Origin of the sequence: Paraflavitalea sp. CAU 1676 (genome assembly GCF_029223285.1) — a bacterium.
Taxonomy (GTDB): Bacteria; Bacteroidota; Bacteroidia; order Chitinophagales; family Chitinophagaceae; genus Paraflavitalea.
The window spans coordinates 606,928-621,119 of sequence record NZ_JARHUJ010000003.1 but is presented as its reverse complement, the minus strand read 5'-3'; the positions used below and the strand labels follow the sequence as shown (position 1 = coordinate 621,119).

Genomic DNA, 14,192 nt, shown 5'->3' with positions numbered 1-14,192 from the left:
TCCCGGGCCTATTTTCCCGGGTTAACCGATGGGGCAGGATGCCGGACCGGCTGATTTTCAGGGTGGAATAATTTTCACGATTTTATGACTTAGGTTAGGAAAAAGGAGGGTTAAAACCTGTTTTTCCGGATATATTTTAAGAAATTCGCAATTCCGTTTTAAATTATACAAAATGAGCAAGACGCCTGCTACGTTATTTGACAAAGTATGGGACTCCCATGTGGTCAAGAAGATTGAAGATGGTCCTGATGTGTTTTTCATTGATCGTCACTTTATTCACGAGGTTACGAGCCCCGTGGCCTTCCTGGGCCTCGAGAGCCGTGGTTTGAAGGTTATTTTCCCCGAAAAGACTTTTGCAACTGCAGATCATAACACGCCCACCATCAATCAGCACCTGCCCGTTCAGGACCCCCTGTCGGCCAACCAGTTGAAGGCCCTGGAGTCCAACTCTGCCAAATACGGTATTTCGCACTGGGGTCTTGGTAACCCCAAGAACGGTATCGTGCACGTAGTAGGACCAGAAAACGGTATCACCCTGCCGGGTATGACCATCGTTTGCGGCGACTCGCACACTTCTACCCACGGTGCCTTCGGCGCTATTGCGTTCGGTATCGGTACTTCTGAAGTAGAGATGGTGTTGTCTTCTCAGTGTATCATGCAACCCAAACCCAAGAAAATGCGCATCAACGTGCATGGCCAGCTGGGCAAAGGCATCACTCCTAAAGATGTTGTTCTCTATATCATCTCGAAACTCACCGCAGCCGGCGCTACCGGTTACTTCGTGGAGTTTGCCGGACAGGTGTTCGAGCAAATGAGCATGGAAGGCCGTATGACGGTTTGTAACATGAGCATCGAGATGGGTGCCCGTGGCGGTATGATCGCTCCCGATGAAACGACTTTCGCTTATATCAAAGGACGTGAGAAAGCTCCCCAAGGCGCTGCCTGGGATAAAGCACTCGCTTACTGGAAGACGTTGAAAACTGATGCCGGCGCTACTTTCGATGTGGAACACAATTACGACGCGGCAGACATTGAACCCATGATCACTTACGGTACCAACCCCGGTATGGGCATGGGTATCACCAAGCATATCCCCACAGCGAAAGAAGTAGGTGGCAGCAAGGCCAGCTACGACAAATCGCTCGACTACATGGGCTTCCATGAAGATGACGTGATGATCGGCAAGAAAGTAGATTACGTTTTCATTGGCAGCTGTACCAATGGCCGTATCGAAGACTTCCGCGCTTTTGCCTCTATCATTAAAGGACGTAAGAAGGCTGAGCATGTTACTGCGTGGATCGTACCCGGTTCGCACATCGTAGAACAACAGATCAAGGACGAGGGTATCCTGGATATCCTTACCGCTGCAGGTTTCCAACTGCGTCAACCCGGCTGTTCGGCCTGCCTGGCGATGAACGACGACAAGATCCCCGCCGGCAAATACGCCGTGAGCACCAGCAACCGCAACTTCGAAGGCCGTCAGGGGCCCGGCGCGCGCACCATGCTCGCGAGTCCGCTCGTAGCTGCTGCTGCTGCCGTAACCGGTGTGGTAACTGACCCCCGCGAACTTATTTAACCTTTTACCGTTCATCTCAATTATTTACAATCATGGCTTACGATAAATTCACCATATTGAAGAGTTCGGCTGTTCCTATGCCGATTGAAAACGTGGATACCGACCAGATCATTCCTGCCCGTTTCTTAAAAGCTACGGAACGGAAAGGTTTTGGTGACAACCTGTTCCGCGACTGGCGTTTTAATGGCGATGATACGCCCAAGCAAGACTTTGTTCTTAACAACGCTATCTATTCCGGCAAAATACTCGTTGGGGGCAGAAACTTCGGTAGCGGCAGTAGCCGTGAGCACGCCGCCTGGGCTATTTATGACTACGGTTTCCGTTGCGTAGTATCGAGCTTCTTTGCTGATATCTTCAAGAACAACTCACTGAACATCGGCATCCTGCCCGTGCAGGTGAGTCCGGAGTTCCTCGATAAGATCTTTAAAGCGATCGAAGCCGATCCTAAGGCCGAGCTGGAAGTGAGTCTGCCTGCGCAAACCATCACCATCCTCGCGACCGGTGAAAAGGAATCTTTCGATATCAATGGCTATAAGAAGCACAACATGCAAAACGGATTTGATGATATCGATTACCTGCAATCTCTGAAAACCGAGATCCAGGCTTTTGCTGCTAACAGCCCATACTAAACAGCCAGTAACGATTATGTCTTCAGCCCAGCGCTACATTGAAATAATGGATACGACACTCCGTGACGGTGAACAAACCAGCGGAGTTTCGTTTTCAGCTTCTGAAAAGCTTACGATTGCCCAACTTTTGCTCACCGACGTAAAGGTTGACCGTATCGAGATCGCTTCTGCCCGTGTTTCGGATGGTGAATTCGCCGCCGTGAAGGCCATTACCAAATGGGCCAAGGCCAACGGGTTTCTTAATAAAGTAGAGGTACTCACTTTTGTGGATGGCGATGTGTCTGTACAATGGATGCAGAAAGCCGGCGCCAAAGTGATGAACCTGCTTACCAAAGGCTCGCTCAATCACCTCACGCACCAGTTGAAGAAAAAGCCCGAGCAGCATTTCGCCGAGATCGCTGCCGTGATTGCCCTCGCCCGTAAAAAAGGACTCGAGTGCAATGTATACCTCGAAGACTGGAGCAATGGTATGCGCCATTCGCAGGAGTATGTTTACCAATACCTCGATTTCCTGCAACACCAGCCGGTAAAAAGAGTGATGCTGCCCGATACGCTGGGTGTGCTGATTCCTTCGGAAGTATATGAATTTATCTCCGCGATCGTGAAGCGTTATCCCAAGCTGCATTTCGATTTCCATGCGCACAACGACTACGACCTGGGTACGGCCAACGTACTCGAAGGCATCAAGGCGGGCGCTCATGGTATTCACCTTACCATCAATGGTATGGGAGAAAGAGCGGGCAATGCACCGTTGGCCAGCGCCATCGCGGTGATGAACGACTTTTTACCCGAGGTAAAGACCAAAGTGGTGGAGAAGTCTTTGTACACGGTGAGCAAGCTGGTAGAATCCTTCTCGGGTTTCCGCGTACCGGTGAACAAGCCGGTGGTAGGAGAGAACGTGTTCACCCAAACGGCCGGCATTCATGCTGATGGCGATAAGAAAAACAAACTTTACTTCAGCGACCTGATGCCCGAGCGCTTCGGTCGTCAGCGTAAATATGCCCTTGGTAAAACCAGTGGCAAGGCCAATATCGAGAACAACCTGGCGCAGCTGGGTATTCACCTGGCCGATGCCGACCTGAAGAAAGTAACGCAACGCATCATCGAGCTGGGCGACCGCAAAGAAGTGGTGACGCAGGCTGATCTGCCTTATATCATCGCCGACGTTTTGAACAGCAATGCGATCGAGGAGAAAGTGAGCATCGAAAACTATGTGCTCACTCATTCGAAAAACCTGCATCCTTCCGCTACGATCAAGATCTGCATCGACGGGGAGTTGTATGAGGAACATTCGCAGGGTGATGGTCAATACGATGCGTTCATGAATGCGTTGAAGAAGATCTATAAACAACTGAAGCGGGAACTTCCCCTGCTGACAGATTATACGGTGCGTATTCCGCCCGGTGGTAAAACGGATGCCTTGTGTGAAACGATCATCACGTGGTCGCAGCATGGCAAGGAGTTCATTACCCGCGGTCTCGACAGCGACCAGACTGTGTCGGCGATCAAGGCTACGCAAAAGATGCTGAACCAGATTTAGCGGCTTCACCGGCCCTGGTCGATCTGCTGCTCCTTACTTGTACGCTGAATACAGTAATTTGCGGCTCCAATATTTTTCAACCCTGATATTTTTACAACATAATAAAATCTAATGGCTACTAAGCACATTCTAATCGTTCCTGGTGATGGTATCGGACAGGAAGTAACTGCAGTTGGTAAAAAGGTGCTGGACAAGATCGCTGCGAAGTTTGGACATACTTTTACTTATGATGAAGCATTGATCGGTCACGTGGCCATCGAAGCTACCGGTGTTCCCTTACCCGATGAGTCGCTGGAGAAGATGCGTACATCCGACGCGGTGTTGTTTGGTGCAGTAGGCCACCCTAAATATGATAACGATCCTTCTGCTAAGGTGCGTCCTGAGCAGGGTTTGCTGAAGATGCGCAAGGAGCTGGGCCTGTATGCCAACCTGCGCCCTATTAAGCTGTTTGATGAATTGCTCGGTGCTTCCAGCATCAAGCCCGAAATACTGAAAGGCGCCGATATCCTGTTCTTCCGTGAACTGACCGGAGATATCTACTTCGGCGAAAAAGGCCGTAAGAACAATGGCGACACGGCGTACGATATTGCCGAATACAGCCGCTTCGAAGTAGAGCGTATTGCCCGCAAGGCTTTCGATGCTGCCCGCACGCGCCGTAAGAAGCTGTGCAGTGTAGACAAAGCCAACGTTATTGAAACTTCCCGCCTGTGGAGAGAAGTGGTACAGAAGGTAGCGCTGGAGTATCCCGACGTGGAGCTGGAACACCAGTTTGTGGATGCTGCCGCGATGCTGCTGATCAAGGATCCCCGCCGTTTCGACGTAGTGGTAACTGCCAACCTGTTTGGTGACATCCTGACCGATGAGGCTTCTCAGATCGCCGGTTCTATGGGTATGCTGGCTTCTGCTTCTATTGGTGATGGTACTGGTGTGTATGAGCCTATCCACGGTTCGGCCCACGATATCACTGGTAAAGGTGTTGCCAACCCGCTGGCTTCTATTTTGTCTGCTGCCCTGCTGCTCGACATCTCCTTCGGTATGAAGGCAGAGTCTGAAGCTGTGATAGCTGCTGTTGATAAAGTATTGAAAGCTGGCTTCCGTACGCGCGATATCGCCGATGGTACTACGCCTGCTGATAAAGTACTTAATACGGACGCAATCGGTGCGGAAGTGTTGAAGTTCCTCTAAGCGTTGAATAGAGCCCATATGGGTTAAATGATAAAGGCCCGGCAACTGAATGGTTGCCGGGCCTTGTTGTTATGAAGTTCTGTTCAGGAAGACGCCTTTTTCGGCAGCAGTACCATCGCCAGCAAATAGCAACAGGCTGCCAGCAGGATCACTACTTTAAATCCGGCGATCATACCGGCGATCAATGCCGTAACGGAGCCAATTACGGTAAAGAAGCCATTGACGCCCCAGGCCCAGGGGATAAAGGATTTCGATGAATAGCTCACTGCTTTAATGCCCGTAGGGAAGGGCATACCCAGGAGGATGCCCAATGGCGCCAATAGCAACAAGGTTAGTGCAATGCGCCATCCTAAAAGCCAGTGGATCGTACTATTGAATAATAATGGTGTGAGCAAAGAGGTGAGTAGTAATACGGCGAGTAATACCGGTATCCAGCGTTTGGTGAGGGATGCCGGCGATATCGCCAGCTTTTCCGTAAGCCAGGAACCTATCCCGGTAAACAGCAGCAAGCCCGCTATAATGACAGCCAGTGTATACACCGGCTGTCCGAGGTAGAGTGTGAACCGTTGGATAAAGGATATTTCTATCATGATGAAACCCAGGCCCAGCATGGCGAAATAACCCAGGTAGCGCCAGCGGCCGGCAAATATTACGCCCGATCTGTTGAAGCGATACAGCGGAAACAAGATGAGGATGGTGGCCAGCAGTATCGACTGCACCAGGATGATCGTAAGGGTTACTTCTGCTACCGGTTTGTTTTCGAGGGCCAATCTCGCGGCGGTGGGATCATCTTGTGAAAACACGTCGCGGATCGTGCGTATGCCAATATCCGACCAGCGTGCGTGTTGGTTGAAGAAGGGTTTGTCGTCGGTAGCCGGGGCTACCTGTGCTGCATAGCCGGCATAAAATGCTTTCAGGTCGGGGGTGGTCAATATGGTGTCGTATACATTGGGGATCCTTCCGGCATAAGGGGCATATAGCTTTTGAACAGGCTGCCAAATGGAATCGGTGAATGTATGGCGGGTTAGCACCTGGCTATCGATCAGGTCTATCTGCTCTTTGGTAAAGGGCGACTTACGCATCATGAAACAGGCCACGAAGGACCGGTTGTGCTGGTTTTTGGGCGGCGGCAATCTATAGAGGTAAAAGTGCCGGGAGAAATCGGCCACGTCATGGTCGGCCAGTACTTCCCGCGCTGTTGTTACCAATCGGGGCAACTGTGATTCGGGACGGGAAAAAAAGATCACACCAGTATCGGAGAGGTGGTTGTAGTAGGCATTAAATGCTTCTTTGGTGAGCACATAATTTTCGGCGAGGCTTAGTGCCCCTGAAGCTACTGCAGCATTGCTGATGGTATGCGAAGAGAGGATCACGTCGAACTGATCGCGGCTTCGGTTGATATAACTCCTGCCTTCTTCTGTAACGAGCTCAACTCCCGGCTGGCGAAACAGGTTGCCCCAGAACTCATTCATGCTCTCTTTGACTGTATGGTTAATGATGGGGTTGATCTCTACGGATACCACCCGGCGGGCTTTGTGGTGCAGGGCGTCGAGTACTTCCTGTCCGGCCCCGCTGCCGATATTCAATACTGCCGGGTGATTCAATTGTACGTAGGCTGCACTGGTTTCGTACACAGAGTCGTGGGGATGTGCTTCCAAATAGCTTCTAACATCGGGCGAGAGTTGCACCATTCCCGTTGCCGCGGTGCCTCCGTCGATCATAAACCGTCTCAATGCCAGGTTCCCGGTGGCGGAATCGGCCTTTCGCTCGAAGAGTTCAATAAAGGAAAAGGTATTCCATTGGGTAAGTATTGGCTTCGCCTTAAAAGTAGCGGGTCTTTTATTTTCAGTGATCTTGATGGGCAGCCAGCGGTCGGCCAATGTGGCCAGGGTGGCGAGGAGGAGGAACAGGGCGAGTCCGGAAAAGCGCAGTATGTTTTGGCTGCAGAAAAAGAAGGTCGCAGTAGTGCCCAGTGCCGCCGCCATCACCACCGATCCGCTGCCACCCAGTGAGGGCATCACCCAGGCGATGAGCAGGCATCCCATGGCGGCACCCGCCAGGTCCCAGGCATATAACCGGCTCATGTGTTGCGATGAACGGGTAAACAGTAAGGATAAAGCCAGGCCCGAAACGAAGAAAGGTGCCGCGATGATAATATAGTAAAGCAACATGATCCACCATTGCCTGGGATCGGTTGCGATGGAAAAGGGATTGAAGGGCAGCTGCTGCAATAGCCAATACGAGCCGATCGTCACCAACCCGAACAACAACGAGAGCCAGGCAAGTGCCTGATCGAGGTTCGCTTTTTCGAGCAAGTTTCGCCAGCAGGCCAATACCACGCCTGCCGTGCCAAAGCCCAGCAGCGCTGTCGATATCACCAGAAAACCAAAATGGTACCAGAGGGAAACACTCATTACACGGGTAAGCGAAAGTTCCAGTAACAAGGTGGCCAGCGATAGCAGGAAAATGCCGGCAAAATGATTGGGCTTGCGCATGGTGGTTGGTTTAATTGTTGGGTATAGGGCAGAACGTATGGGCGCGGATTGCTGTGGCGGGATGCTTTACAGTGTCAAAGTTCGTAAGAATGCCGGATCTGCGTCTTCATAAGCTTTCCTGGCTTTATCCAGTTCGGCATTGGCCTCAACCAGCTTTCCTTGCCGATGCAGGATCTTCGCGAGCCACCAATGGCCACCGCCGTAATTGGGATCGTGCTGCAACATGGTGCGGGCGCTGGTTTCGGCGAGTTCCATATTGCCGCCCGACCAGGTGATATTGGTAACGAGCTGCAGAAAATACAAAGCAGCTATCCAGGCGTCGGGCCCCGTTTGTTTCAACATGGCCGTTTGTACTTTCGTGAATTGTTGCCGTAGCCCGCTGTTTTCCGGATCGGCCTGCAATGAGATACCGGACTCCACCAGTGTTAATAAGCCCCTGCCGATCGATTGCATTCTTACTGCTTCTTCCTTTGTGTATCCTTCTTTTAGCCTTTGCAGCAATACGGAATCCAGCCGCTTCCCGTATAGCGTCGCTTCGTGGCGTGCGTTTGCTGTGTCTTTCGCGAGGAGGTAGCCCAATCCCGCCAGCGAATAGGCTATGCCTGCCGAATACTGACTGCCTTTCATGGTCTGTGCAATACGTACTGCATCGAGATAGCGTCCGTTCTGCAACAGGTATTCGGGGTATCCTTTCCTGATCTGGCCGGTAGCCTGGACGGAAAAAGCTTTGATGGTGTCGAGTTTGGCAAAGATGGCCTCTGCTTTGGCAAGTTGCCCTTTGTACTGGTGACTGTATGCCAGCAGTTCGAGGTTGTGTGTATGGTGCCAGTCATAGTGCGTGGGCATTTGTTCTTCTTTATACTTCTTCTGTTCGAGCAGAAATGCATGGTTGAATTTTTCGATGGCTTCATCGACTCGTCCAGTCTTCATCAGGTCGTGGGCATACATATGCCATGCGTGGGGTATTTCGGGCGCTGCCTGCGTGTATAGGTTGCCATAGGTGAGGCAAGCCCCGAAGTTGGACAATCCTTCGTTGATGTGTATCAGCAAGTGCCAGGCCCCGAAATGTTTGGGTAGTATATCGAGGGCTTTGTGAAAGTAGGTGCCTGCCTGTTTGTAATGCTCCTGTTCTGTTTCTCCTTCTTTCCATTTGAGCTCTGCATAACAGTTGCCGGCAAACATCCAGGCTTCGGCATTGTGGGCGTTTGCTGCTACCAACGAATCGATCTGGCGGTATGCTAATAGTTTATTGGCGGTGGCTGTCGACGGGTCGTGTGCCGGCGCGAGCATGGTGGCATGAAGGCGGGTTATTGATCCTTCATAGGGCGTCTTGCTTTGTTGCAGTGCCAATTGACCAAACCTTCTTGCCTCGTTACTATCAATCATGTTGGCATAAGCGTTGGCGAGTCCAAAGCTGATCATGGCCGAGGTAGAGTCAAATCGTTTTGCTTCGAAGAAGGACCGCGCCGCCTGCACCCATTCGAAGTTGTAGAGGTAGGTCATACCCTGGTTGAAGAAGATCTGGGCCTTAGGAGAAGTTGTTTGTATGGGATAGCTAACCTGTCCGATCCCTTTCTTTAAAGAGATAGGCTTTTGCAGAAAATCTTCCGGTACATAAGCGGGTGGCAGACAGCGAACGGCGTACCTGCTGCGAACGTTGAGCCATTCCTGGTTGCCGGTGTAAGTCGGTACGGGTTGAGGATTCCACTGTACCAGGGTTACGATGAGTAATGCGGCCATGGCGCCGGTGAACAGGCGGGCTTTGGTGGAGGATGGCATGTGGAGGGTTTTGTACCAAGTTATAGCACCCGGGAGGCGATTCCCGGCCGGATGAGCGGTTGGCGGGCGCCAACGAGCGATTGGCAATGCGGGCGTGACGGGCGGCAAGGAGAGGCGGGCTTGTGGTAGTACCGGGGCTGGTGTTGGCGGCAGGTTGCCGCCAGCGCTGAATCGGCGCTCGTGTCGGTGGCTGATCCTTTAAAGTTTCTTCATCAGTATCTCAACGATCATTTCGCGTCGCTGACGGGAGATGGTGACCTGATCGCCGGTGCTCATTTCGATAAAGCCGCCATCGGCCTTTACATACCGTTTTACATGGCTGAGGTTGATGAGGTGGGAGTGATGTACGCGCAGGAAGTTAAAGGGCAATAAAAGGTCTTCCATTTCTTTCAGTGGCCTGGAAAGGATCAGCTTTGTTTTATCTGCAAAGTGCACCACGCAATAGTTGCTGGAAGCTTCGCAATGCACGATCTGATGGGGATCGGCGAAGAGGATGCCTTCCTGGGTAGCCAGGGGGATCTTGCCGGGAAGTGCTCTCGGTTGCTGGTATTGCTGTAATAATATATCGAGCTGTGTACGGAAGTCGATATTGCGGCGGTGTTTCTCATAGCGTGTCACCGCCACCATCAGGTCGTCGGCATCAACCGGCTTCAGCAGGTAATCGAGTGCTGCAAACTTGAAGGCCTTCAGGGCAAATTGGTTGTAGGCCGTGGTAAAGATGACTTCGAAGTTGGGCTCGGGAAACGACAAGAGGAGCTCGAACCCATTCTTGCGGGGCATTTCGATATCGAGGAATACCAATTGGGGATCGTGTGTGCGGATGGCCGCAATGCCGTCATCGGCGTTGGTGCAAAGCGCTACGGCCTTCACCTGCGGACAATAGGTTTGCAGCTGCCACTCGAGCAATTCGAGGGTATTCTTTTCATCATCTACCAATACTGCTTTGATCTCGTTCATGGCTGCCGGTTTACGCGGTGATGTTTTGAATAGGAATATACAAAATTACCCGGGTACCGCCGGGCTTGCCAGCGGCATCCGTGAGGTCATCGATCACGACCGATGCGCTATCCTTTTGCTGGCCGAGTAGCTGTAGCCTGTCCTGGCTCAATTGCATGCCATAGGATTTGGTGCGGATGGCTTCGCGGCTCTTCATTTCCATGGCCTTTTGACGACCCACGCCATTGTCTTCGATCTGTGCTTCGAGCAGGGCGTCGGACTTGTGCAACAGGCGGATCGTTAGTTTCCCGTGCCCGTCTTCCCGGTGCAGGAGCCCATGCCAGATGGCATTTTCCACATAGGGTTGCAGGAGCATGGGCGGTATAAAGGTGTCGGCGGCATGTATCCGTTCGTCGACAATGATCTCGTAGGTGAATGCCTCATCAAAGCGGAGCTTTTCCATTTCAATATACAGTTCGAGGGTTTCCAGTTCGGTTTCCAGGCTGATGCTGTCTGCAGCAGAATTGTCCAGTATTTGCCGGATGAGCCGCGAAAACCGGGTGAGGTAGTTGGATGCCATCTTATGATCGCTCTTCACGATGTAGCGGTTGATGCTGCTAAGGCTGTTGAAGATGAAATGCGGATTCATCTGTGCCCGCAGTGATCGTATTTCGAGTTCCTTGATGCGTTTGTGGTAATTTTCTGTGAGTGCCGCTTCCAGGCGTACTTTTTTAAGACGGTAGCGGAACAAGGCATACACCAGGCCTGCCAATAAGGCTGCTGCCAGTATCCTGAACCAGGTAGTCTGGTACCAGGCAGGCAGCACGACGAAAGGCATTTGCCATTCATTGACCGACCATGCTTCGTTGTTGCCAGCCGCCCTGATGCGCAACCGGTAATTCCCAGGGGGCAGGTAGCTGTACTGGCCGGTGGTGGCACTGCCCGTTTGGTTCCAGTCTTTGTCGACCCCTTCGAGCAGGTAAGCATACTTGTATTGTCCCGTTAGCGAAGGGCTTATTGCTGCAAACGAAAAACTGATGTTGTTTTGGGTAGGGGCCAGGGTAATGCCGTTGTTGTAGGCCGCATGCAGGGCCTGCTGCTGCCCGTCGATCTCCAGCGAGCTCAGGCGCACATAGAATGGCTGATCGGTGTGCTTCAACAATGTATCGGGATGGAAGGTCTGGTATCCATAATTGAATCCTATGTACATCAATCCGCTGCTATCCTGGTACAGCCGGGAGTCGATGGCATTGTCCCATAGCCCGTCCTGCCGGCGGAAGGCTATATGCGATCGGGTGGCTGGGTTGAACAGGACGAGCCCATTGGCGGTGTTTAACCATACCCTGCCTTTAGTATCGATATGGATACTGTTGATGTAATCGGTGGGCAGGTCGTTGCTGCTGTTGTATAAATAGGACCGTTGCTGAGCGGTAAATGGCTGTTCGAGCACTACCAGTCCTGTTGATTCCAGTATATAGAGGATATTGCCCGCTTTGTCTTCGCGCACGGCAATACATTTTTCACTGGGCAAGTTGGGCTGCCGGATATTGATGAGTGTATCCTGTTGCGGTAAATAGCAGAAAACACCTTCAGTGAGGGTGCCGATCCAAATCCTTCCTTTCGAATCTTCGTATAATTCATAAACCCACTGTGAGCGGATGCGATGGCGGGGAGGTTGCAGGGAATCGAATACGGTGGTTGTTCGTTTTACGGGATCATAGTACAGTAAACCTTTGTTGGTAGCGAGCCAGTGGCTGCCATTGCGGGCGTGGAGCGATCTTCGCCCGTGTGAGCGGAAATACTGGTCGCTGCTATCGATAAGGGGAGGCGTCAACAGCCGCTCCTGGTATGGATCGTACCAATAAGTGCCCTGTTGGGTACATACCCAGATTATGCCCTGACGATCCTGGGAAAGGTGCAAAGGGGCCTCGTTGTCGCGTGTTGTGCTTAACTGCCGCTTTACAAACCGCTGTTGCTGCAGGTCATAATAGCCAAAGTGGCCATCATAGAATGCGCCGGTATATACCTTGTAGCCCTGGCGTATGAAATTGTAGATGCCACCAGGTGTCGTGGGCTGACTTGCCTGATCTATGACCTGGTACCAACGGAACCGGGTGGTATCGACATTGATCCTGTACAGATTTTTGTTATCCACCACCCACATATTGTAAGGAGACGTTGGGTAGCTGCTGTTGACGGCCAATGCACCATCAGGTTTTTCGATGCTCCTGGTTTTGCGAAAGGATGCGGAACGTTTGTCGAACAATAACAATCCGTAATCGAGCGTACAAACCCATAGCTGGTGTTCGTTGGCCTTCCAAAGACCACTACAGATATTTCGCGAACCTGCAATGCCTTGTTTCCAGGTATACGAGGCGGTGAACTTTTTTTCACGGGTGTTGAATCGTAGCAGTCCCCGGCCCCAGCTGCCGCACCAAAGGGTTCCGTCGGCTTCCAGGTAAAGCTGGTTGAAGATACTACCCATGTTTCTGCCATCGATGGTAGATAGCGGGTCGGGGCGAAAGGTCTGCCAGCTACCGGTTGCGGGATCAAATTGCAACAGGCCATCGTTGCTGCCTATCCAATAGGTATTATCCGTTTTGCTTTTGACCATAGTGGTTATCCACGATGTCGAATAATAGGTGGCGCCGCTGCCGGCCATCCGGTTCGGGTAGTGCTTCATCGTGGCCGTTGTGCGATCCCAGCAGGCCAATCCATAACCGGGCAGTATGAACCATAGTTTTTCGCCCTCCTCGTAGATGTCGTATATTCTTTGCTGGTGGATGTTGAACTGCTCTATTCCCTGATAGGTAAATCGGCGGAATGCGCGGGTGATTGGATTGAACCGGTACAAACCCGCGTTGGGCAGTGCTGTCCAGTACTGGCCCTGTTTGTCCTGGTAGTTAAAAGACACCACATTGCGGGGGAGGCTGCTGTCGTTACCGGCAATATGCCGGTAATTGGTAAAGTGGGTGCCGTCGAAACTATAGAGTCCGTTGTCGCTGCCGATCCAAAGCAGCCCTTCCTTATCGCGGGTGATCTTACCCGGACTGCTGTAGTTTTGGTAGCCCTCCTTTTGTCCAAATTGTTCGAAGGTGGCCCACAAGTTATTTTGTGCACCAACCGGCCAGGTTGCTGCAAGCAGCCAGCAACATAAAAGGATCGGCTTCCTCATATCCCGAATTTAGTTTACCGGCCTGGTTTTTTCAAGTCTACCTTGCGAATGGTGCTTTTCGGTGAGGCGTTGGAAGGTTACTGTTCAACCTGGTTGTTTTTTGAGACAACTGCTTGCCGGTTACTGCATTTTTGGTAGGTTTGGGCCATGCCCGAAAACTTTATCGCGCAGCTGGAATATTTTGCCAGCATCATTCCGCTTACTTATGTAGCGTTGTTTCATGTAATTAATCCGATCGGGTCGGGGGTATTGTTCTATAATATCACGCCCGGCGCCGATGGGCGCGAGCGGCGTCTGATGGCCCGCAAGATCGCCCTTAATGCCTGTATCATGCTCATCGTGGTGCTGCTGGGAGGCATCTATATCCTGAAGCTGTTTGGTATTACCGTTCCCATCGTTAAAATATGCGGGGGCATGGTGATCCTGGCGATGGGCTGGCGTTCGCTGACCAAGGATGATGATTCCAACGACAGCGACGAGAAGATGAAGCTGGCCAACAGCATCCGGGGTTTCGAGGCTTACAAAAGCAAGTTGTTCTATCCTTTCACTTTCCCTTTTACGGTAGGCCCCGGTACCATCTCTGTGGCGCTTACCATCAGTGCCGAATCGCTGGTGCACCGGGGCAACAGCACCAACAGCGTACTGCAATTTGCCGGCGCCATTACCGCCATCGTGCTCATCGCGATCACTGTGTATGTCTGCTACGGCAGTACAGACTATGTGCTGGGCCGCCTGTCGCTCCAGATGCGCAAGGTGATCATGAAGATCTTTGCGTTTATCCTGCTTTGTATCGGTGGTCAGATCCTCTTTGGGGGTGTGGAAGATTTCATCAAGTCTGTTGTGAAAGGGGTAAGCGTTTAATGTACTCTGAAATTGC

9 protein-coding genes are annotated in these 14,192 nt (G+C 51.8%); 5 read left to right on the top strand and 4 right to left on the bottom strand.

Going from position 1 to position 14,192, the window contains the following annotated elements; genetic code table 11:
- Nucleotides 1-172 precede the first annotated feature (172 nt).
- The 4 genes from leuC (at nucleotide 173) to leuB (ending at nucleotide 4,930) form a co-directional block, all read left to right on the top strand.
- Nucleotides 173-1,576: a 3-isopropylmalate dehydratase large subunit gene (gene leuC / locus P2H89_RS11455; RefSeq protein ID WP_275826880.1), complete on the top strand. Its 1,404-nt coding sequence runs from the start codon at nucleotides 173-175 to the stop codon at nucleotides 1,574-1,576.
- A gap of 32 nt (nucleotides 1,577-1,608) precedes the next feature.
- A complete protein-coding gene (gene leuD, locus P2H89_RS11450; protein WP_275826879.1) occupies nucleotides 1,609-2,205 on the top strand; it encodes a 3-isopropylmalate dehydratase small subunit in 597 nt (198 codons plus the stop codon).
- Nucleotides 2,206-2,251: 46 nt separating this feature from the next.
- Nucleotides 2,252-3,745, top strand: a complete 1,494-nt coding sequence (locus P2H89_RS11445) for an alpha-isopropylmalate synthase regulatory domain-containing protein (protein WP_275826878.1) — start codon at nucleotides 2,252-2,254, stop codon at nucleotides 3,743-3,745.
- Nucleotides 3,746-3,856: 111 nt separating this feature from the next.
- Nucleotides 3,857-4,930 (top strand): 3-isopropylmalate dehydrogenase, encoded by a 1,074-nt coding sequence (gene leuB, locus P2H89_RS11440; protein WP_275826877.1) that lies wholly within the window; start codon nucleotides 3,857-3,859, stop codon nucleotides 4,928-4,930.
- An 83-nt stretch (nucleotides 4,931-5,013) separates the two neighbouring features.
- On the opposite strand, the gene P2H89_RS11435 is transcribed toward leuB, so the two are convergent.
- The 4 genes from P2H89_RS11435 to P2H89_RS11420 form a co-directional block, all read right to left on the bottom strand.
- Complete coding sequence (locus P2H89_RS11435) at nucleotides 5,014-7,425, bottom strand: class I SAM-dependent methyltransferase (protein ID WP_275826876.1); 2,412 nt, start codon at nucleotides 7,423-7,425, stop codon at nucleotides 5,014-5,016.
- Between the two features lie 66 nt (nucleotides 7,426-7,491).
- Nucleotides 7,492-9,204: a hypothetical protein gene (locus P2H89_RS11430; RefSeq protein WP_275826875.1), complete on the bottom strand. Its 1,713-nt coding sequence runs from the start codon at nucleotides 9,202-9,204 to the stop codon at nucleotides 7,492-7,494.
- Nucleotides 9,205-9,402: 198 nt separating this feature from the next.
- Nucleotides 9,403-10,161 carry a LytTR family DNA-binding domain-containing protein gene (locus tag P2H89_RS11425; protein ID WP_275826874.1) on the bottom strand — a complete coding sequence of 253 codons (759 nt, stop codon included), beginning with the start codon at nucleotides 10,159-10,161 and terminating at the stop codon, nucleotides 9,403-9,405.
- A 10-nt stretch (nucleotides 10,162-10,171) separates the two neighbouring features.
- Nucleotides 10,172-13,315, bottom strand: coding sequence for a sensor histidine kinase (locus tag P2H89_RS11420; RefSeq protein ID WP_275826873.1), 3,144 nt, complete (start codon nucleotides 13,313-13,315; stop codon nucleotides 10,172-10,174).
- A gap of 147 nt (nucleotides 13,316-13,462) precedes the next feature.
- Between P2H89_RS11420 and P2H89_RS11415 the strand changes: the two genes are divergently transcribed.
- The gene (locus P2H89_RS11415) at nucleotides 13,463-14,176 is read left to right on the top strand and encodes a MarC family protein (protein WP_275826872.1); all 714 of its coding nucleotides are present in this window, start codon (nucleotides 13,463-13,465) and stop codon (nucleotides 14,174-14,176) included.
- The last annotated feature ends 16 nt before the right edge of the window (nucleotides 14,177-14,192 follow it).

What these genes read in the sequence shown, in the direction of transcription:
- leuC (WP_275826880.1), top strand. Translation starts at nt 173, where the DNA reads ATGAGCAAGACGCCTGCTACGTTATTTGACAAAGTATGGGACTCCCAT.
- leuD (WP_275826879.1), top strand. Translation starts at nt 1,609, where the DNA reads ATGGCTTACGATAAATTCACCATATTGAAGAGTTCGGCTGTTCCTATG.
- P2H89_RS11445 (WP_275826878.1), top strand. Translation starts at nt 2,252, where the DNA reads ATGGATACGACACTCCGTGACGGTGAACAAACCAGCGGAGTTTCGTTT.
- leuB (WP_275826877.1), top strand. Translation starts at nt 3,857, where the DNA reads ATGGCTACTAAGCACATTCTAATCGTTCCTGGTGATGGTATCGGACAG.
- P2H89_RS11435 (WP_275826876.1), bottom strand. Translation starts at nt 7,425, where the DNA reads ATGCGCAAGCCCAATCATTTTGCCGGCATTTTCCTGCTATCGCTGGCC.
- P2H89_RS11430 (WP_275826875.1), bottom strand. Translation starts at nt 9,204, where the DNA reads ATGCCATCCTCCACCAAAGCCCGCCTGTTCACCGGCGCCATGGCCGCA.
- P2H89_RS11425 (WP_275826874.1), bottom strand. Translation starts at nt 10,161, where the DNA reads ATGAACGAGATCAAAGCAGTATTGGTAGATGATGAAAAGAATACCCTC.
- P2H89_RS11420 (WP_275826873.1), bottom strand. Translation starts at nt 13,315, where the DNA reads ATGAGGAAGCCGATCCTTTTATGTTGCTGGCTGCTTGCAGCAACCTGG.
- P2H89_RS11415 (WP_275826872.1), top strand. Translation starts at nt 13,463, where the DNA reads ATGCCCGAAAACTTTATCGCGCAGCTGGAATATTTTGCCAGCATCATT.